The sequence below is a fragment of the Actinacidiphila sp. bgisy145 genome (assembly GCF_057708125.1).
Genome location: NZ_JBYIRL010000060.1, coordinates 1 through 19,817, shown reverse-complemented (window position 1 = coordinate 19,817; position 19,817 = coordinate 1). Strand labels below are relative to the sequence as shown.

The following is a 19,817-nucleotide window of genomic DNA, read 5'->3' as shown; positions in this document are numbered from 1 at the left end:
GCGTCCACCTCCATGTCCGCGTCCACCTCAGGCCCTCAGCTTGTAGCCGAAGCCGCGGACGGTCTCCAGCCGGTCCTGGCCGATCTTCGTCCGCAGCCGCTGCACATGGACGTCCACCACGCGGGTGTCGCCACCCCACGCGTAGTCCCACACCCGCGCCAGCAGGTGGTCGCGGGAGAGCACCGTGCCCGGGGCGCGGGCGAACTCCAGCAGCAGCCGCATCTCCGTCGGCGTCAGCGCCAGCCGCTGCCCGGCCCGGGTGACCTCCAGGCCCTCGGGGTCGATCTCGATGTCGCCGAACGACAGCACCGCGCCCTCGTCGGCCGCCTCTCCCGGCGAGGCGGCGCGGAAGCGGCGCAGCACCGCGCGGATGCGGGCCACCAGCACCGCGCCGTCGAACGGCTTGGTGACGTAGTCGTCGGCGCCGGCCTCCAGCCCGAGCACCACGTCGATCGCGTCGGCCCGCGCCGAGACCATGATCACCGGGACCGTGGACTCGTCGCGGATACGGCGGCACAGGCTCACCCCGTCGATGCCCGGCACCATCACGTCCAGCAGCGCCAGGTCCGGCCGCTCGGCCCGGAAGGAGTCCAGACCAGTGACGCCGTCGGGCGCGGCCGTGACGCGGAAGCCGTCGCGCTCCAGGGCGAGCGTGGTCGCCTCGCGGATCACGTCGTCGTCCTCGACGAACAGCACGTGGGTGGGGGCCATGCGCTACCGCCCCCCACCGGTCGCGGTGGGCGACGGGGAGGAGGGCGAGGGCGAGGCGGTCGAGGGCGAGGAGGGCGAGGGCGAGGCGGTCGAGGGCAGCTCCGGGTCGAGCAGTTCGGAGTTGGGCAGCGGCACGGGGTCGGTGGAGGTCGGCTCGGGCTCGGCGGTCGGCGTCTTCGCGCCGAAGTCGAAGTAGGAGCGCGAGACCTCGCGGAAGCTGGAGCCGCGCCAGGCGTAGGTGACCGTTTCCTCACCGGTCGGGTACGCCACCGCGTCGTCGGTCCGGTAGACCTCGTGGACCACCTGGAGCCGCCCGTTGATCACACTGCCGTAGACCGGGGAGTGCTCGTCGGCGAAGACACAGCGGTACTTCGTGCCGGTCATCCGGTACACGTACGCGGCGATGCCGAGGCCGTCGCCGCAGGTGGTGACATTGACCACCAGGTCGGGGCCGTCGCCGGAGGTGAGGTCGCCGGAGTCGGTGTCCAGCGGGTAGGCCGCGTCGGAGCCGATGCCGGCGGTGTCGTCGCTGTCGCTGTCGCCGTCCGGGTCGTCGGAGCCGGCGGCGGTGCACGGCTCCAGGTCCTCCCGCACCTCCGCGCTGACGCTGGTGTCCCGGCGGACCATCCGGGCCAGCGCGGCCGGGTCGGAGGCGAGCGCGGGGGCGGCGGTGTCGGGTGTCTTCACCGTCGCCGTCGGCGCCGGGCCCTCCTGGCGGGCGCCGGTCACCGTGCTGCCGCAGCCGGTCGCCGTCACGCAGGCGAACGCGCCCACCGCGGCGGTCAGCGCTATGCGGCGCACTGGCTCTCCTTCCGCGTGTACCCGTACCTGCCGTGCTCCAGCTCGTGCCGCAGCCGGGCCAGCGCCCGGTGCAGCGTGCTCTTCACGGTACCCGCCGACATACCCAGCGCACGGGCCGTCTCCTCGGTGCTCAGCTGGCCGTAGTGCCGCATCAGCACCACCTGGCGCTGCTGCGGCGCCAGCACCCGCATCACGTCGCGCAGCATCTCCCGGTCGGCGTGCTGCTCCGCACCGTCGTCGACGCTGGCCTCCGGGAGGTCGCCGGTGGGCACCTCCTCCAGGCGCCGGCTGCGCCACCACTCGGTGCGGGTGTTGATCATCACGCGGCGCATGTACGCGTCCGCGAGCCGCTTGTCGGCGATGCCGTCCCAGCGCGGGTACGTACGCACCAGGGCGGTCTGCACCAGGTCCTGCGCGTCCACCGGGTCCGGCACCAGCCGGCGCGCGCTGCGCAGCAGGGCATCCTGCCGGGTCCGTACGTACTCCTCGAACTCCAGAACGCCGCTGCTCGCCGCCATCTGTGTCGCCTCCACCCCGCCGATCACGCCTGCCGTCCACGGGCCGACGAGAACGTCTCCCACGGCCTGGTCCGACGCTACGAACCGGATGTTGGGCTTTCGCGACCACCGCCGCACAGCGAGCGCACAGCAACCCATCGGTTGTGTAACAGCCCCCGTAACGGGCCGGCGCCCGGCGGGCACGCGGCCGGAGTCGGGCCGGGGGCGGGCCGGGCTGCGAGCTCGGCGGGTGTCGGTGGCGGTCGTGGCGGTGGCGGTCGCGGTGTGGGGGTGGAACGGTGTCGGGCCGGATGCCCGGGGGCGGGCGGACGGCGCCCCTGCCCCGCCCGTGGGCACCGGGGCGGCGCCGGCGCCTGGCGGGGGGTGGGCGCCGGGCTTCGGGTGCTGGTCCCGCGGAACGCGGGTCAGGCGGGGAGGCGGTAGTGGTCGTCGGGGAGGCGTTCGACGAGGCCGTCGGTGAGGAGGCCGTCGAGGGCGCGGGCGCGTTGGACGGGCTCCTGCCAGGCGGTGTCCAGCACGGCGCGGGGGACCGGGGTGCGGCTGGCCCGGAGGATCGCCAGCAGCCGGCCGCGCACCTGCCGGTCGGTGCCCGCGTACGTCTGGCCGCGCCGGGGCGGGCCGTCGTGCGGGGGCGAGCCGGCCAGCCGCCACGCGCACCGGTCGGCCACCGGGCAGCTCCCGCACTGCGGCGAGCGTGCCGCGCAGACCAGGGCGCCCAGTTCCATGGTGGCCGCGGCCCAGCGCGCCGCGGTGCCCTCGTCCTCGGGCAGCAGCGCGGTCGCGAGGCGGCGTTCGGCGGCGGTCGTGGCGTTCGGCGGGTACTCCACGCCGGTGACCGCGCGGGCGAAGACCCGCCGTACGTTCGTGTCGAGCACGATGTGCCGCCGGCCGTACGCGAAGGACGCCACCGCCGCCGCGGTGTACTCCCCGATCCCCGGCAGGGCCAGCAACTCCGCGTGGTTGCGCGGGACTTCGCCGCCGTGCTGCTGCGCTATGGCCGTCGCGGCGGCGTGCAGCCGCAGCGCGCGCCGCGGATAGCCGAGCCGGCCCCAGGCCCGCACCGCCTCCCCCGCGGGCTCGGCGGCGAGGTCGGCCGGGCGCGGCCACCGCGCCATCCACTCCGCGTGCACCGGCAGCACCCGGCTGACCGGGGTCTGCTGGAGCATGAACTCGCTCACCATCACCGACCAGGCGCCCGCGTCGGCCCGCCGCCAGGGCAGGTCCCGGGCGTGGTCGTCGAACCAGTCGATCACCGCGCTGTGCAGCGCCCCGTGGGCGGGGAGGTCGACGGGCACCGGGTCCGCGGACGGTGTCCCGGTCCCGGGCGCCGGTGCGGGCCGGGGCGCGGTCCCGGCGGTGGGCCGGGGGGAGACGCCGAGGGCGCCGCCGGCCGGGGCGTGGGCCCCCGGAAGCTGGGTGGGGGACTGGGTGGGGGAGAGGTCATTGCTCATCGCGGGTTGATCCTCGCACATGCCAATGACATCGCATGCGGACGGTAACCGGAGCGCGGGGATGCGTGACGATGCACTCCGGGTGGTACACGGAGCGCGGAACCGGCGCGCGGAACAGCGCGCGGAAAGAGGGGACTTCGGGGCGATGTAAACGTGATGATCGGCAAAGACCGGACGTATGGCGGCGGGTGGTGCGGCGCCGCGGTACCGATCTCCCCTAGAGTGCGTCTGTGGGCTCCATGCGCAATCCCGTCGGTCCTCTGCCATCGTCCATCTACTGGCGGCGGCGGGCAGTTCTGCTGTGCCTGCTCGCGCTGGTCGCGGCCATCGTCCTGTGGGTGGTCACCAGTCGCGGCGGCGGGGGAGGCAACGGCGCGAGCGCGCCCGCCGATTCGCACACCCCGGCGGCGACCATCACCCCGGGCCCGACACCGTCCGGCCCGCACGACGGCAGCGAGCCCGGCGGACAGCCCACCGCGCCCAGCGGCTCCTCCGGCAGCGGCGGCGACGACAACGGCGGTACGGACAGCGGCACTTCGAGCGGAGCCGACACCGGCGGCGCCACCGCGTCGGCGCCCTCGGCCACCTCGGGCGGCTCTGGCAGCGGCGGTACCGGCTCGGTGCCCCCGGCCGGCCAGGAGGTGCCGGCCGGCTCCTCGCTGCCGACCTGCACCCCCGGCACGGTCACGCTCTCGGTCAGCCCGGTGCGCAACACCTACCAGCCCGGCCAGCACCCGCAGTTCCGCCTCGTGGCGGCCAACTCCGGTGCGGCCGCGTGCAAGATCGACGTCGGCCCGAAGAGCGCGGTGTTCACGGTCACCAGCGCGCCGGGCGGCAGCCACGTCTGGGCGTCGGACGACTGCCCGGCCACCGGCTCCCACCTGCTCCAGGTGCCCGCGCGCTCCTCGATGTCGTACACGCTGATCTGGAACGGGCAGACCAGCTCGCCGCAGTGCGCGAAGCCCAAGGGCCAGCAGGCCGGCAGCGGCACCTACCTGGTCCAGCTCCGGATGTCGGGGTACGGCAGCAAGCAGACGTCCTTCCAGCTCACCGACGACTGACGGCGGCGGCCCGGGCGGTACGGCCGCGCGGTTGCGGTCCCGGTCCCGGTCCCGGTTGCGCGGGCGCGGGCGCGGGCCGGGCGGTGCGGCTACACGTACCGTTCGAGGATCGAGGACTCGGCCAGCCGGGACAGGCCCTCACGGACCGAGCGGGCCCTTGCCTCGCCGACGCCCTCGACGGCCTGGAGGTCGTCCACGCTGGCGGCGAGCAGCTTCTGCAGCCCGCCGAAGTGCTCGACCAGCCGCTCGATGACGGTGTTCGGCAGCCGCGGCACCTTCGCCAGCAGCCGGTAACCGCGCGGCGAGACCGCGGAGTCGAGCGACTCGGGTGACCCGGTGTAGCCCAACGCGCGGGCCACCGTGGTCAGTTCGATCAGCTCGCTCTGCGGCAGCGCGTCCAGCTCGGCGAGCGCCTCGGCCACGGTACGGCTGCGCTTGGCGGTCGGCTCGGGGACGTAGTCGCGCGCGACGAGTTCGCGCTCCGGCTCCACCCCGGCGATCAACTCGTCGAGCTGGAGGGCGAGCAGGCGCCCGTCGGTGCCCAACTCCACGACATACTCGGCGATCTCGGTGGCGATCCGGCGCACCATCTCCAACCGCTGGGCGACGGCGGTGACGTCCCGCACCGTCACCAGGTCCTCGATCTCCAGCGCGGACAGGGTGCCGGCCACCTCGTCCAGCCGCAGCTTGTAGCGCTCCAGCGTCGCCAGGGCCTGGTTCGCGCGGGACAGGATCGCCGCGGAGTCCTCCAGCACGCGGCGCTGCCCGTCGACGTACAGCGCGATCAGCCGCATCGACTGGCTGACCGACACCACGGGGAAGTTGACCTGGCGGCTGACCCGGTCCGCGGTGCGGTGCCGGGTGCCGGTCTCCTCGGTGGGGATCGTGGGGTCCGGTACGAGCTGCACGCCCGCCCGCAGGATCTTGGTGATGTCCTTGTCGAGGATCAGCGCGCCGTCCAGCTTGCACAGCTCGCGCAGCCGGGTCGCGGTGAACTCCACGTCCAGCACGAAACCGCCGGTGCACAGCGATTCGACGGTCTTGTCCATGCCGAGCACGATCAGGCCGCCGGTGTTGCCCCGGACGATCCGCTCCAAGCCGTCGCGCAGCGCCGTACCCGGGGCGACCGCGCTCAGCGACGCGTGCATCAGACCGCCGTCGCTCAGGGCTGCGCCGGCGCGCCCGGAGGAGTCGCCCGCTGCCCTACGAGCCGGGGCGGAGCCCCCTGCCCGGTCGTTGGCTGCCACTCTGCTCCTCACGGTCGCTGCGTTTCGCCAAGCTTACGACTCCCTGCGGGGGGCTCGGGCGGACCCGCCGTAGGCGGGTGCGCAGGGGGCAGTCGAGGGACCTTGAGGAGTGATCGGGGGAGGGTGCGGGGATGCGCCGCTGGTCGTTCGGTCTGTTGCCGGTCGCAGGGCGGTCGTTGGCTTGTCGCGCAGTTCCCCGCGCCCCTGAATGTGCTCGGCCCTTCCGGCGAAAGAAGCCGGCGCCCCAAAGGGGCGCGGGGAACTGCGCGACCAGCCCTCCACCGGCGGGTGGTCCCGGAACCGACAGGACGGGGCAGCCCGGAGGGTCCGCTCAGCCCCCGGCGGGGGTCAGCGGCGGGGGAGGGTGCGCAGGGCGTCGGAGATGTCGGCCACTTCGGTGACGCGCATGCCCGCGGGGATCTTGCCGGGGTCGGGCGGGACGAGGGCGTGGGTGAAGCCGAGCCGGTGGGCTTCGGTGAGGCGCCGCCCGACGCCGGTGACGCGGCGCACCTCGCCGGCCAGCCCGACCTCGCCGACGGCGACGAGGTTCTTCGGCAGGGGCGTGTCGATCGCGGCACTGGCCAGCGCCAGCGCCACCGCCAGGTCGGCCGCGGGCTCGGTGAGCTTCACGCCGCCGACGGTGGCGGTGTAGATGTCCTGCTTGCCGATGGACTTGATCCGGCCGCGCTGTTCGAGGACCGCGAGCATCATGGACACGCGGGAGTTCTCCAGGCCGGAGGTGGTGCGCCGGGGCGAGGGGATCTGGGTGTCCACGGTGAGCGCCTGCACCTCGGCGACCAGCGGCCGGCGCCCTTCGAGGGTGACCGTGAGGCAGGTGCCGGGCACAGGTTCGTCGCGGCGGGTGAGGAAGAGCCCGGAGGGGTCGGCGAGACCGGTGATGCCCTCGTCGTGGAGCTCGAAGCAGCCGACTTCGTCGGTGGCCCCGAAGCGGTTCTTCACCCCGCGGATCAGCCGCAGCCGGGCGTGCCGGTCGCCCTCGAAGCTGAGGACGACGTCGACCAGGTGCTCCAGCAGCCGGGGCCCGGCGATCGCGCCGTCCTTCGTGACGTGGCCGACCAGGAGCGTGGCCATGCCGCGCTCCTTGGACGCGCGGATCAGCGCGCCGGCGACCTCGCGGACCTGGGCCATGCCGCCGGGCGCGCCGTCGATCTCCGGGGAGGCGACGGTCTGCACGGAGTCGAGGACGAGCAGGCCGGGCTTGACGTCGTCGAGGTGCCCGAGGACCGCGGACAGATCGGTCTCGGCGGCGAGGTAGAGGTGGTCGGCGAGGGCGCCGATGCGGTCGGCGCGCAGCCGCACCTGGGAGGCGGACTCCTCACCGGTCACGTAGAGCGTGGGGGACTGCGGGCCGGACGCCTTGGCCGCCACGTCCAGCAGCAGCGTGGACTTGCCGACGCCGGGCTCACCGGCCAGCAGGACGACGGCGCCGGGCACCAGGCCGCCGCCGAGCACCCGGTCCAGCTCGGGCACGCCGGTGGAGCGGGCGGTGGCCTGGGTGCCGTCGACCTGGGCGATCGGGCGGGCGGCCGCCGTCACCCGGCCCGGCGCGGTGGTGCGGACCGCGGGGGCGCCGCCGAACTCCTCGACGGTGCCCCACGCCTGGCACTCGCCGCAGCGGCCGAGCCACTTCACCGTGGTCCAGCCGCACTCGGTGCAGCGGTACGAGGGGCGGTCCTTGGACGCGGGTTTGCGGGTGGCCATGCCGTTCACCGTAGCGGGCCGGACCGACAGCCGCGGTCACTCGTACGTGTGGCCGCGACTTCACCATTTTGTGGTGGATCATTACCCGTACGGGTTAAAGAGGGCCGGTAGTGGTGAACCGGGGGCGCGCGCGGGCCTACCGTCGCCCGGTGATGAGCAGGCAATCCCCCAACTCGACGCAGAGCACCGGAGCGCACCGCAAACACCGTGTTCCGTCCGGACGGCAGTGTGCCGACGCGGAGCCGGAGCGGGCCGGCCGGGGGCACGCGGCCCGACGTGAGGGCCGGGCCCGGCGGCCGCAGGGCACGCTGCCCATACAGCCGCCCGCGCACTACGAGCCGTATCTGGACGGCCTGTTCACGTACTGCCTGTCCATCCTGTGCGAGCACGACGCGGCGGCCGGCGCGCTGGGCGAGGTGCTGGCGCTGGCCGAGCGGCAGCGGGTGCGGCTGCGCGACCCGGGGCTGCGCCGGCCGTGGCTGTACGCGCTCGCCCGGTGGGTGTGCCTGCGCCGGCTCGCGGCGGGCCGGCCGGCCGCGCCGCACACCTCGGAGGCGGTGGCCGAGCAGCGGCGGGCCCAACTCGCCTCGCTGACCTGGCCGGAGTCGGCCGGCACCACCCCCGAGCAGCGCGAGGCGCTGGAGCTGGCGGTCCGCCACCAGCTCGCGCCGCGCGAAGTGGCCCTGGTGGTGGGGCTCGACGCGGACGCGGCCAGGACCCGGCTCGCGCGGGCCGCCTGCGAGGTGGAGCGGACCCGTACGGCGCTGGCCGTCGTCGACACCGGCCGGTGCCCGGAGGTGTCCCAACTCGCCGGGGACAAGCGGGTGCTGCTCGGCGCCACACTGCGCACCGAGCTGGTCCGGCACGTCGACGACTGCCCGGTGTGCCGGCGCACCGCCGAGCGGGTCGTCGCCGACGGGCCGTGGCCGGGCGCGGCCGACGCCGCGGCGGTGCTGCCGCTGGTGGAGGCGCCGCGCTCGGCGGCGTACGCGGCGCTGCTGCACGCCATGGACACCGGGTTCGGGCGGGCCCGGGAGTCCACCCCGCGCTTCGACCGGCGCGGCTTCCCCGTCGACCTGGGGGACAGGGCGGCCCGCCGGGCGGTGCTGCGGCACCGCGCGGTGACCACCACGGTGGTCGCGGCGGTCGTGGCCGCGCCGGTGCTCGCGGTGTGGGCCGCCTACCGGGCCACTCCGCTGGGCGAGGGCTCGCACGGGCACCGCGCGTCCGCGTCCGACGGGATCGACGGGGTGCCGTACGAGCAGGCGGGGCACGCCGGTCCGTCGCCGAGCGCACCCTCCGCGCCGACCGGTTCGGGCACCGCGTCGTCCGCCCCCCACTCGCCGCAGGACACCACCGTGGCGGTCACGGGCGGTACGGCGCCCCCGGCGTCGTCGGTGCCGGCGGGCGCGGGGTGGCTGGAGGTGTCGGCGCGGCCGGGTGACGGCGCCACATACGTCACGCTCACCGGCGGGGGCGCCGCGCCGGTGAGGTGGGCGGCGGCCACCTCCGCGTACTGGCTGGACTTCTCCGCACGCTCGGGCACCCTGAAACCGGGCGAGACGCTCACGCTGGTGATCCGGGTGGACCACTCCCTGGAGCCGTCGGGCTCGTGGTCGGCGCAGATCCGGTTCTCCCCGGGCGACGCCACGGTCACCCTGCAAGGCTCCTCCCGGCGTTCGGTGCCCCCGACCTCCGCGCGGCCGACCGGGGGGAGCACCGAGACCAGCACTCCGCCGCCGACCTCGTCCGCGCCGACCGCGCCATCCGGGCCCCCGCCGAGCAGCTCCCCTCCGACGAACTCGCCCGCCCCGACCGACAGCGCCACGCCGTCGCAGACGCCGTCCGGCTGACCGGGCCGGCCGGGCTGGGCCGGTCGACCCGCAGACCCGTCCGGCCCGGGGCCGCTACCGCCCCGGGCCGGCCGGGTCCGCCGGGTGCGGCGCCACCAGGGGCAGCGCTGACGCCAGCCGCGCCTCGCACATCCGCGCCAGCTCCGCGTACCCGGCCTCGCCCATCAGCTCGGTGAGCTCGGGCCGGTAGGACAGGTACACCGGCTCGCCCCCGCCGTGGGCGGAGGTCGCCGAGGTGCACCACCAGTGCAGATCGTGGCCGCCGGGCCCCCAGCCGCGCCGGTCGTACTCGCCGATCGACACCACCAGCACCCGGCTGTCGTCGGGCCGGTCCACCCAGTCGAAGGTGCGGCGGATCGGCAGCTGCCAGCAGACGTCGGGCTTGGTCTCCAGCGGCTCGCGGCCGTCGCGCAGCGCGAGCGCGTGCAGGGCGCAGCCCTGGCCCCCGGCGAAGCCGCGCCGGTTGGAGAAGATGCAGGCGCCGTCCACCACCCGCGTCTGCCGCTCGCCGTCCTCGTTCTCCTCGGCCCAGAAGCCGTCCCGCCCGGTGCCCAGCGCGTGGAACTGCCAGTCGTCCGCGGTGAGCCGTGTCACGTACTTCGCGACGCGCTTCTCGTCGTCGTCGTCCGAGAAGTGCGCGCCGAGCGAGCAGCAGCCGTCGTCGGCGCGGCCCGCCACGATGCCCTGGCAGCCGCTGCCGAAGACGCAGGTCCAGCGGGAGGTGAGCCAGGTCAGGTCGCACCGGAAGACCTGTTCCTCGTCCGCGGGGTCGACGAACTCCACCCAGGCGCGGGGGAAGTCCAGCCCGGCCTCGTCGGTCGCGGCGGTCGTACCGGCGCTCTTCTTCGTGCCCTTGCGGGGCTTCACCTTGGCCACGCGCCCAAGAGTAAGACCGTAATGCGCCGAATACGGTCACGCGGGACCGTGCCCGCCGAAGTGGAGTCCGGGCCGTACCGCCTGGTCGGACCCGCGCGGCGGGCGATCGCCGCTGACTACAGTGCTGCCCATGCGACTGGGAGTGCTCGACGTGGGGTCCAACACCGTTCACCTGTTGGTGGTGGACGCGCACCCGGGCGCGCGCCCGCTGCCGGCCTACTCGCACAAGGCGGAGTTGCGGCTCGCCGAACTGCTCGACGAGCACGGCGCGATCGGCCGGGCCGGGGTCGACCGGCTGGTGGGCACCGTGGCGGACGCGATGCGGGTGGCGGAGGACAAGGGCGTCGAGGACGTCCTGGCGTTCGCCACCTCCGCGGTCCGCGAGGCGGTCAACGGCGAGCAGGTGCTGGCCCGGGTCGAGCGCGAGACCGGGGTGCGGCTGACGGTCCTGTCCGGCGCCGACGAGGCCCGGCTGACCTTCCTCGCGGTACGCCGCTGGTTCGGCTGGTCCGCGGGCCGGCTGCTGGTGCTGGACATCGGCGGCGGCTCGCTGGAGGTCGCCTTCGGCATGGACGAGTACCCGGACGCGGCGGTCTCCCTGCCGCTCGGCGCCGGCCGGCTGACCGCCGCGCGGCTGCCCGCCGATCCGCCCGACGCCGACGACGTGCGCGCCCTGCGCCGCCACGTGCGGGCCGAGATAGCGCGCGCGGTGCCGGAGTTCGCCCGGCACGGCCGCCCCGACCACGCCGTGGGCACCTCCAAGACCTTCCGCCAGCTCGCCCGGATCAGCGGCGCCGCCCGCAGCGCGGACGGCCTGTACATGCAGCGCACGCTGCGCCGGGAGGTGCTGGAGGAGTGGGTGCCGCGGCTGGCGGCGATGAGCGCCGCCAAGCGCGCCGCGCTGCCGGGCGTCTCCGAGGGCCGCGCGCGGCAGCTGCTGGCGGGCGCGCTGGTCGCCGAGGGCGCGATGGACCTCTTCGAGATCGACGAGCTGGAGATCTGCCCGTGGGCGCTGCGCGAGGGTGTGATCCTGCGCAAGCTCGACGTGATGGTGGGCGAGCTGGCCTCCACCGCCCGCGACCAGGCGGTGGAGGAGCGGCGGGCCCCGCACGGCGCCTGAGACCCGCGGCCGCGCCGGGCGGCGCGCGGGCCGGCGGTGCCCTGCGCGGCGCCGGCGGCCGTACGCTGGCAGGCGTGCCTCAGCGAGCGGACCGACCCCAGGCGTGCGACGCCCCCCGGGTCCGCGCCTCCGATGTGTCCGGTATCTCCGGAATGCGAGGCTCTGCCGGGGCGAAGGTGGCGCTGTCCACCGCCTCGGTCTACCCCGAGTCCACCGCGACCGCGTTCGAGATCGCCGCACGGCTCGGCTACGACGGCGTCGAGGTCATGGTGTGGACCGACCCGGTCAGCCAGGACATCGAGGCGCTGCGCCGGCTGTCGGACTACCACCGGGTGCCGATCCTCGCGGTGCACGCGCCCTGCCTGCTGATCACCCAGCGGGTGTGGTCCACCGACCCGTGGACGAAGCTCCAGAAGGCCCGCGCCGCCGCCGAGCGGCTCGGCGCCTCCACCGTCGTGGTGCACCCGCCCTTCCGCTGGCAGCGCGGCTACGCCCGCGACTTCGTCCGCGGGGTGTGGCGGATGGCCGACGAGACGGACGTCCGCTTCGCCGTGGAGAACATGTACCCCTGGCGCTACCGCGACCGCGAGCTGCTGGCGTACGCGCCCGACTGGGACGTGACCAACGACGACTACCGCCACTTCACGGTGGACCTCTCGCACGCGGCCACCTCCCGCAGCGAGGTGCTGGACATGGCCGCGCGGATGGGCGACCGCCTCGCCCACGTGCACATGGGCGACGGCAACGGCTCCGCGAAGGACGAGCACCTGGTGCCCGGGCGCGGCACCCAGCCCTGCGCCGAGCTGCTGGGCGCGCTGGCCGCCGGCGGCTTCGGCGGCCACGTGGTGGTCGAGGTGAACACCCGCCGGGCGATGTCCTCGGCCGAACGCGAGGAGGACCTCGCCGAGGCGCTGGCCTTCACCCGCCTGCACCTCGCGGGCGTCCGCGTGCGCTGAGCCGCCCGCCCCCCGCACGGGTCACCATGCGGACGCGGCGTCCGAATCCTGGGCGACCGGCGTAGGCTCGACTCCCAGGCAGCAGCGAGTCCCGGCAGCGCAGACTCGTACGAGCGAAGTGGGCCGCAGGCCGAGACGCCAGGCCCAAGAAGGAGGGGAAACCGTGCCCGAGCTGAGGTCACGTACGGTCACCCACGGCCGCAACATGGCCGGCGCACGCGCGCTGATGCGCGCGTCCGGCGTCGCCAACTCCGACATCGGCAAGCCGATCGTCGCGGTCGCCAACAGCTTCACCGAGTTCGTACCGGGCCACACCCACCTCCAGCCCGTCGGCCGGATCGTCTCCGAGGCGATCAAGGCGGCGGGCGCGGTGCCGCGCGAGTTCAACACGATCGCCGTGGACGACGGCATCGCCATGGGCCACGGCGGCATGCTCTACTCGCTGCCCTCCCGCGACCTGATCGCCGACTCCGTGGAGTACATGGTCGAGGCGCACTGCGCGGACGCCCTGATCTGCATCTCCAACTGCGACAAGATCACCCCGGGCATGCTGATGGCCGCGCTGCGCCTGAACATCCCCACCGTCTTCGTCTCCGGCGGGCCCATGGAGGCCGGCCGCGCCACCCTCGTCGACGGCACCGTCCGCAAGCTCGACCTGATCAACGCGATCTCGGACGCCGTCAACGAGCAGGTCTCCGACGAGGACATCCTCCGCATCGAGGAGAACGCCTGCCCGACCTGCGGCTCGTGCTCCGGGATGTTCACCGCCAACTCGATGAACTGCCTCACCGAGGCGATCGGCCTGGCGCTGCCCGGCAACGGCTCGGTGCTCGCCACCCACACCGCCCGCCGCGCGCTGTACGAGCGGGCCGGCACCACCGTGGTGGAGCTGGCCAAGCGGTACTACGAGCAGGACGACGCGTCGGTGCTGCCGCGCGCCATCGCCACCCCGGCCGCCTTCGAGAACGCGATGGCGCTGGACATCTCGATGGGCGGCTCCACCAACACGATCCTGCACCTGCTGGCCGCGGCCCAGGAGGCCGAGGTCGCCTACGGCCTCAGCGAGATGGACGAGGTCTCCCGCCGCGTGCCGTGCCTGGCCAAGGTCGCGCCGAACGTGGCACCCGGCGGCACGTACTACATGGAGGACGTGCACCGCGCCGGCGGCATCCCCGCCATCCTCGGCGAGCTGTACCGCGGCGGGCTGCTCAACGAGGACGTGCACACCGTGCACTCGCCCTCGATCAAGCAGTGGCTGGACACCTGGGACGTGCGCGGCGGCTCCCCGTCCGACGAGGCCGTCGAACTGTGGCACGCCGCCCCCGGCTGCGTCCGCTCCGCCGAGGCGTTCTCCCAGTCCGAGCGCTGGGACAGCCTGGACACCGACGCGGCCGGCGGCTGCATCCGCGACGTCGAGCACGCCTACTCCAAGGACGGCGGCCTCGCGGTGCTGCGCGGCAACCTCGCCGTGGACGGCGCCGTGGTGAAGACCGCGGGCGTCGACGAGTCGATCTGGACCTTCGAGGGCCCGGCCGTCGTCTGCGAGTCGCAGGAGGAGGCCGTCGAGAAGATCCTCGCCAAGCAGGTCAAGCCCGGCGACGTGGTGGTCATCCGCTACGAGGGCCCGCGCGGCGGCCCCGGCATGCAGGAGATGCTCTACCCGACGTCCTTCCTCAAGGGCCGCGGCCTGGGCAAGGTCTGCGCGCTGGTCACCGACGGCCGCTTCTCCGGCGGCACCTCGGGCCTGTCCATCGGCCACGCCTCACCCGAGGCGGCCTCCGGCGGCACCATCGCGCTCGTCGAGGACGGCGACCGGATCAGGATCGACATCCCCGGCCGCAGCATGGAACTGCTCGTCTCCGACGAGGAACTGGCCGCCCGCCGGGAGGCCCGCAACGGCGTGTACGCGCCGCGCGCCCGCACCCGCCACGTCTCCACCGCGCTGCGCGCCTACGCGGCGATGGCGACCAGCGCGGACAAGGGCGCCGTCCGCGACATCAGCAAGCTGGAGGGCTGAGGGCCCGCGGCTCCGTCCGGCCCAGAGCTTCCGTCCGGCCCCCGCAGATCCGGCATGCCGCGCACCCCGCGCGGTCAGATCAGCGGGGGCCGGCCGAGTCTGGTCATCCGCCACGCGGTCGACCACCGCATCGGCCGGCGCGGCGGACACGGCGTCCGCACCCCCTCCACGAACCCCGCGCACCACGCCTTGAGCCCCGCCCCCGACCGGGTGCGCGCCACGGTCAGCGCCGTCCACACCCCCAGGTACGCGGGCACCAGCAGCACCGGCAGCCGCCGCTTGGCCAGCCAGACCCGGTTGCGGGCCAGATTGCGGTAGTACACCGCGTGCCGGGTCGGCGAGGTCCACGGGTGCCGCAGCACCAGCTCCGGCGCGTACCGGACGTTCCAGCCCGCGTCCAGCGCCCGCCAGGCGAGGTCGGTCTCCTCGTGCGCGTAGAAGAACGGGTCCGGCCAGCCGCCGATCTCGTCGAGCATCCGCATCGACAGGCCGTGCCCGCCGCCCAGGAACGTGGTGACCAGCCCGCCGCGCATCGGGTCCGACGCCCGCAGCCGCGGCACGTGCCGGCGCGCGGTGCGCCCGCGCTCGTCCGCGATCCGGAACCCGACCACACCCAGCCGCTCGTCCGCCTCGTACAGCGCGCACAGCCGGGTGAAGACGTCGGTGCCCACCAGCAGCCCGTCGTCGTCCAGGTCGACCAGGACGTCCACGTCGCCGAACTCCCGCAGCGCCTCGATCGCCACGTTGCGGCCGCCGGGAATCCCGAGGTTCTCGCTCAGCTCGATCGTGGCGACCTCCTTGGGGAGATCGGGCAGCGGCGAGCCGTTGCCCACCACCACGACCCGCGTCGCCGGGGTCTCCTGCGCCGCCACGGAGTCCAGCAGCGCCAGGAGTTCCGCGGGCCGGGTACCCATCGTCAGAATCGCAACACCTACACGAGGGTGGCGCACGGGTGAAGTCTCCGTTCCTCGGGACCGACCCGCCGATGCTAACCCCACCCGCCGTGTGTTCCCGGTCGCGAATCCACGACCTTTGCCACCCGCTGCCCGACCGCTGACCCGCCCCCGGCCCGGGGCCGCGGTCACGCCACGGTGAACCCGCCGTCCACCGGCAGGATCGAGCCCGTCACGTAGTCGGCGCCGATCACGTACCGGATCGCGCCGGCGACGTCCTCGGCGGTGCCGACCCGGCCCGAGGGCACCGACTGCGCGGCGGCGTCGAACTGCGCCGCCCGCTGCTCCGGCGGCATGAAGGACCACCAGCCGGTGTCGATGACGCCCGGCGAGACCGCGTTCACCCGCACCGGGGCGAGGTCCGCGGCGAGCGGGGAGACGATCCGCTCGATGGCGCCGTTCACCGCCGCGAGCCCCACCGACCCCGGCAGCCCGGCGCGCGCCGACGCCGCCGAGACGAGCGTCACCGAACCGGTGACCTGCGCCCGCTGCACCGCGAGCAGGTAGCCGAAGAGCTTCCCCTCGAACGCGGCCCGGACGGCGTCCAGCCCGATCTGCCGGACCGGGCCCAGGCCGACGTGCCCGGAGCTGAAGGCGAGCACCAGGTGCTCGAAGGCGCCGAACCGCTCGAAGAACGCGGTGACCGCCTTCTCGTCGGTCCCGTCGACGCACTCGGCGGTCAGTCCCTCGGCGGCGGCCGCCGCCAGCCGCTCCTGGTCGCGGCCGGTCACGACCACCTCGGCGCCGTCCGCCCGCAGCGCGCGAGCCGTCGCCAACCCGATGCCGGACGTGCCGCCCATGATCACCACACGCATGCCCATGCCCCCTCGACTATTCGATACGTTCCGTCTCGTTTTTATATCGAGACGGCACGTCTTGTAAAGTAGGGTGAGCGGATGACGGGTGACCGGCGGCCGGGGAGGCCACGCAGCGAGGCCGCGCGCCAGGCGATCCTGGGCGCGGCCATCGACGAGCTGAAGGAGCGCGGATACGGCGCGCTGACGGTGGAGGGCATCGCCGCGCGGGCCGGCGTCGGCAAGCAGACGATCTACCGCTGGTGGTCCTCGAAGGCAGACGTCGTGCTGACGGCCCTGCTCGACCTGTCGCAGACGACGGTCGCCGTACCGGACGAGGGCACGCTGTCCGACGACCTGACGGCCTTCCTCGCCGCCACCTTCCGCCAGCACGGGCAGCGGCCGGTGCTGGTCGGCCTCATGGCGCAGGCCCTGCTCGACCCGGCCTTCGCCACGGACTTCCGTGACCGCTTCCTCTTCGGGCGGCGCGCGGTGCTCCGGCAGATCCTCGAACGGGCGGCGGTCCGCGGCGAGATCGCGCCGGAAACGGACCTGGAACTGCTCATCGACGTGGTCTACGGCGTGCTGTGGTACCGGCTGCTGCTCGACCACGCACCCCTGGACGAGGCGGTGGGGCGGGAGCTGGCGGCGCTGGTGGTGAAGGCCGCGCGCTGACCGGGCGGCCGGCGCGGGGCGGCCGGTCCAGGATGCCGCCGGACGCGGTCAGGCGCGGGGGCGGCCGAACCGCCCGCTCAGGCGCGGGAGCGGCCGAAGGTGCCGGCGAGGCCGACGACGGCCCCCACCACGGCGCCGTGCCACAGCCCCGTCCACACCGACCCGAAGAACCCCTGGCTGGTGAGCACCTGCCGCAGCACCAGGTCGGTCAGGAACATCATCGCGGCCGGCACACTCGCCACCTGCCACGGGTGCGAGCGCGCCCAGCGCCTGATCCGGTGGTCCCGCCCGCGCCCCCGCGCGGAGTAGCCGAGCACCGAACCGGCCCCGCCCACGCAGAAGAACAGCAGCGCGGCCACCGACAGCGCACCGGTCAGGACACCGAGCCCGAAGTGCCCGTGCACGAGGTGCAGGGCCAGCGACACACCGCCGCCCAGCGCGCCCACGACGGCGGCCGGCCGCCAGGGTCCGAGGGTCACCGAAGCAACGGCCAACTGCCGCTTCTCCGCGCCCGACACAGAGATCTCACGGGATGAACGACTCATACCGCTACGGTCCCCCCGGGACCGGCGGCACGCCATAGGGGATGACCCTGACCCGCCCCTACCGCACCCCCGGCGCCGGCCGGCCCCCCGCCTGCCCGCACGCCCGCCCGAGGAGTGGACGCGTCCCTCACCCCACCCCCGCCCCCTGGGAGGATGACCCCACAGGGAGCCCCGTACCGCTTGAGGTGAACCGCATGACCGCCACCCCCGCCCCGACCCAGACCGTCGCCGTCCTCGGCGCCGGCAAGATCGGCGAGGCGCTGCTCTCCGGGATGATCAGGGCCGGCTGGGCCCCCGCCAACCTGCTGGTCACCGCCCGCCGCGCCGAACGCGCCGACGAACTGCGCACCCGCTACGGCGTCCAGGCCGTCGACAACGCGCACGCCGCCAAGACCGCCGACACCCTCATCCTCGCCGTCAAGCCCCAGGACATGGGCGCCCTGCTCACCGAACTCGCCCCGCACGTCGGCGCCGACAAGCTCGTGATCAGCGCCGCCGCCGGCATCACCACCGCCTCCGTCGAGGACCGCCTCACCGAAGGCACCGCCGTCGTCCGGGTCATGCCCAACACCCCCGTGCTCGTGGACGAGGGCATGTCCGTCATCTCCGCCGGACGGCACGCCGACGAGCAGCACCTCGCCCGCACCGAGGCGATCTTCCAGCCGGTCGGCAAGACCCTGCGCGTCCCCGAGAAGCAGCAGGACGCGGCCACCGCGCTCTCCGGCTCCGGCCCCGCCTACTTCTACTACCTGGTCGAGGCGATGACCGACGCCGGCATCCTGCTCGGCCTGCCCCGCGCCCAGGCCCACGACCTCATCGTCCAGTCCGCGATCGGCGCCGCCGTCATGCTGCGCGACAGCGGCGAGCACCCCGTCAAGCTCCGCGAAGCCGTCACCTCCCCGGCCGGCACCACCATCAGCGCCATCCGCGAACTGGAGAACCACGGGGTGCGCGCCGCCCTGATCGCCGCCCTGGAGGCCGCCCGCGACCGCAGCCGCGAACTGGCCGCGGGCGCGTGACCCTTCGGCGGCGGAAGAGGGTACGGGCCCGGCACGCGCCGCACCCGTACCCGTACCGCGGTCACCCCTCAGGCCGGCCGCAGCAGCCCCATCGCCTCGTACGCCGCGTCCACCGTCGGCCGCGCCAGCGCCCTGGCCCGCGCCGCGCCCTCCCGCAGCACCCCGTCGACGTACGACGGGTCGGCACTGATCTCGGCGTGCCGCGCCCGCAGCGGCCGCAGCAACTCCACCACCGCGTCCGCCGTGTCCGCCTTCAGCGCCCCGATCCCGTCGTACCGCTCCGCCAGCGCTCCCGGCTCCGCACCGGTACACGCCGCCAGCACCTCCAGCAGGTTCGCCACCCCCGGCCGCGCCTGCCGGTCGTACGACACCCCGGGCTCGCTGTCCGTCACCGCCCGCCGCACCTTCTTGGCGACGGCCTCCGGCTCGTCCAGCAGGTAGACGATCCCGGCCGTCGACGCGTGGGACTTGCCCATCTTCGCCGCCGGGTCCTGGAGGTCCATCACCCGCGCCGCCACCGCCGGCACGGTCGCCCGCGGCACCACGAACGTATGGCCGTACCGCTGGTTGAACCGCACCGCGATGTCCCGGGTCAGCTCCACGTGCTGGGCCTGGTCCTCGCCCACCGGCACGTCCGTCGCCCCGTACGCCAGGATGTCCGCCGCCATCAGCGCCGGATACGTCAGCAGGGACAGCCGTACGCTCTGCCCGGAGGTCCGGGCCCGCGCCGACTTCTCCTTGTACTGGATCATCCGGCGCATCTCGCCGTCGGTGGCCACGCACTCCAGCAGGTACATCAGCCGGGTGTGCTCGTCCACGTGGCTCTGCGCGAACACCGTGCACACCGCGGGGTCCAGCCCCGCCGCCAGCAGCAGCCCCGCCGTCTGCCGGCTCAGCCGCCGCACCCGCGCCGGGTCGTGCTCCACGGTCAGCGCGTGCAGGTCCACCACGCAGAAGAGCGACTCCGTGCGGTGCTGGTCCTCCTCCGCCCACCGCCGCATGGCGCCGAGGTAGTTCCCGAGCGTGAGGTGCCCGGTGGGTTTGATCCCGCTGAAGACCCGCGCGCCCTGCGTCGTCACCGTCATGTCCGTCGTCTCCTGTGTCCTGTGTCGTGTGACAGATGGAGACCGCCGCCCGGTGAAGCGGCCGGGGAGCACAACGCGAAACGGCCGCCGAGGCGGCGGCCGTTGGATGCGTACGTCAGTCCGGGCCGCCCTAGGCGGCCCACCACTGGGAGCTGTACGTACGCGAGGTCATGCACAGGACTGTACCGCGGGAGGGGCTTGTCCGGCCGGTACCCGGGCGGGTTGACATCGGGTGGGGCGGTGCGTAATGTTCTCCGGGTTGCCCGACGTGAGCGCCGACTCCGGTCGGTCCCCGGGCGACCATTCCGCAGCAACCAATCGAGTCGAACGCGCATTGCCGCGTTCGTCCGCCTGTGCGCTTTCGGAATGCCCGGCGGAACGGGAAGCGGCCGATTTGGATCGGCCGGTGAACC

At 74.4% G+C, this 19,817-nt stretch carries 18 protein-coding genes; 7 read left to right on the top strand and 11 right to left on the bottom strand.

The features are described 5' to 3' along the window. Positions 1-27: 27 nt before the first annotated feature. From cseB to AC3ERT_RS34125, 4 genes are all read right to left on the bottom strand, one after another. Complete coding sequence (gene cseB, locus AC3ERT_RS34140) at positions 28-711, bottom strand: two-component system response regulator CseB (protein ID WP_335983568.1); 684 nt, start codon at positions 709-711, stop codon at positions 28-30. 3 nt (positions 712-714) lie between these two features. Continuing rightward, the gene (locus AC3ERT_RS34135) at positions 715-1,512 is read right to left on the bottom strand and encodes a hypothetical protein (protein WP_435178843.1); all 798 of its coding nucleotides are present in this window, start codon (positions 1,510-1,512) and stop codon (positions 715-717) included. After that, positions 1,500-2,030: a SigE family RNA polymerase sigma factor gene (locus AC3ERT_RS34130; protein ID WP_335983647.1), complete on the bottom strand. Its 531-nt coding sequence runs from the start codon at positions 2,028-2,030 to the stop codon at positions 1,500-1,502. The genes AC3ERT_RS34135 and AC3ERT_RS34130 overlap by 13 nt, the downstream gene beginning before the upstream one ends. A 404-nt stretch (positions 2,031-2,434) precedes the next feature. Continuing rightward, positions 2,435-3,481, bottom strand: a complete 1,047-nt coding sequence (locus tag AC3ERT_RS34125) for an HhH-GPD family protein (RefSeq protein ID WP_435178841.1) — start codon at positions 3,479-3,481, stop codon at positions 2,435-2,437. A 239-nt stretch (positions 3,482-3,720) separates the two neighbouring features. Here AC3ERT_RS34125 and AC3ERT_RS34120 point away from each other — a divergent pair, with 239 nt between their 5' ends. Next, positions 3,721-4,542, top strand: coding sequence for a hypothetical protein (locus AC3ERT_RS34120; protein ID WP_435178838.1), 822 nt, complete (start codon positions 3,721-3,723; stop codon positions 4,540-4,542). Between the two features lie 89 nt (positions 4,543-4,631). Here the strand turns inward: AC3ERT_RS34120 and disA are convergent, their stop codons facing one another. After that, positions 4,632-5,789, bottom strand: a complete 1,158-nt coding sequence (gene disA / locus AC3ERT_RS34115; protein ID WP_435132781.1) for a DNA integrity scanning diadenylate cyclase DisA — start codon at positions 5,787-5,789, stop codon at positions 4,632-4,634. A 348-nt stretch (positions 5,790-6,137) separates the two neighbouring features. After that, complete coding sequence (gene radA / locus AC3ERT_RS34110) at positions 6,138-7,511, bottom strand: DNA repair protein RadA (protein ID WP_335983558.1); 1,374 nt, start codon at positions 7,509-7,511, stop codon at positions 6,138-6,140. A 152-nt stretch (positions 7,512-7,663) separates the two neighbouring features. Between radA and AC3ERT_RS34105 the strand changes: the two genes are divergently transcribed. Continuing rightward, positions 7,664-9,364 (top strand): BACON domain-containing protein, encoded by a 1,701-nt coding sequence (locus AC3ERT_RS34105; RefSeq protein WP_435178836.1) that lies wholly within the window; start codon positions 7,664-7,666, stop codon positions 9,362-9,364. A gap of 54 nt (positions 9,365-9,418) precedes the next feature. Here AC3ERT_RS34105 and AC3ERT_RS34100 read toward each other — a convergent pair whose 3' ends face one another. Continuing rightward, positions 9,419-10,240, bottom strand: a complete 822-nt coding sequence (locus tag AC3ERT_RS34100; protein ID WP_435178834.1) for a DUF3109 family protein — start codon at positions 10,238-10,240, stop codon at positions 9,419-9,421. A 130-nt stretch (positions 10,241-10,370) separates the two neighbouring features. Between AC3ERT_RS34100 and AC3ERT_RS34095 the strand changes: the two genes are divergently transcribed. From AC3ERT_RS34095 to ilvD, 3 genes are all read left to right on the top strand, one after another. After that, positions 10,371-11,360, top strand: coding sequence for a Ppx/GppA family phosphatase (locus AC3ERT_RS34095; protein WP_335983551.1), 990 nt, complete (start codon positions 10,371-10,373; stop codon positions 11,358-11,360). Positions 11,361-11,512: 152 nt separating this feature from the next. Next, positions 11,513-12,316 carry a sugar phosphate isomerase/epimerase family protein gene (locus tag AC3ERT_RS34090; protein ID WP_335983547.1) on the top strand — a complete coding sequence of 268 codons (804 nt, stop codon included), beginning with the start codon at positions 11,513-11,515 and terminating at the stop codon, positions 12,314-12,316. A 163-nt stretch (positions 12,317-12,479) separates the two neighbouring features. Further along, entirely contained in the window at positions 12,480-14,333 is a 1,854-nt protein-coding gene (gene ilvD / locus AC3ERT_RS34085) for a dihydroxy-acid dehydratase (protein WP_435132790.1), read from the top strand. A 74-nt stretch (positions 14,334-14,407) separates the two neighbouring features. On the opposite strand, the gene AC3ERT_RS34080 is transcribed toward ilvD, so the two are convergent. Both AC3ERT_RS34080 and AC3ERT_RS34075 read right to left on the bottom strand, forming a co-directional pair. Beyond that, positions 14,408-15,283 (bottom strand): glycosyltransferase family 2 protein, encoded by an 876-nt coding sequence (locus AC3ERT_RS34080; protein WP_435132792.1) that lies wholly within the window; start codon positions 15,281-15,283, stop codon positions 14,408-14,410. A gap of 131 nt (positions 15,284-15,414) precedes the next feature. Beyond that, positions 15,415-16,101, bottom strand: a complete 687-nt coding sequence (locus tag AC3ERT_RS34075; protein WP_435178832.1) for an SDR family oxidoreductase — start codon at positions 16,099-16,101, stop codon at positions 15,415-15,417. A gap of 81 nt (positions 16,102-16,182) precedes the next feature. Between AC3ERT_RS34075 and AC3ERT_RS34070 the strand changes: the two genes are divergently transcribed. After that, complete coding sequence (locus AC3ERT_RS34070) at positions 16,183-16,755, top strand: TetR/AcrR family transcriptional regulator (protein WP_435178830.1); 573 nt, start codon at positions 16,183-16,185, stop codon at positions 16,753-16,755. Positions 16,756-16,832: 77 nt separating this feature from the next. On the opposite strand, the gene AC3ERT_RS34065 is transcribed toward AC3ERT_RS34070, so the two are convergent. Continuing rightward, complete coding sequence (locus tag AC3ERT_RS34065; protein ID WP_435178828.1) at positions 16,833-17,300, bottom strand: hypothetical protein; 468 nt, start codon at positions 17,298-17,300, stop codon at positions 16,833-16,835. A gap of 194 nt (positions 17,301-17,494) precedes the next feature. Here AC3ERT_RS34065 and proC point away from each other — a divergent pair, with 194 nt between their 5' ends. Beyond that, positions 17,495-18,319 (top strand): pyrroline-5-carboxylate reductase, encoded by an 825-nt coding sequence (gene proC / locus AC3ERT_RS34060; RefSeq protein ID WP_335983529.1) that lies wholly within the window; start codon positions 17,495-17,497, stop codon positions 18,317-18,319. Positions 18,320-18,387: 68 nt separating this feature from the next. Here proC and trpS read toward each other — a convergent pair whose 3' ends face one another. Continuing rightward, on the bottom strand, positions 18,388-19,404 hold the full coding sequence (trpS, locus tag AC3ERT_RS34055) for a tryptophan--tRNA ligase (RefSeq protein WP_435132802.1): 1,017 nt from the start codon (positions 19,402-19,404) through the stop codon (positions 18,388-18,390). Positions 19,405-19,817 lie beyond the last annotated feature (413 nt).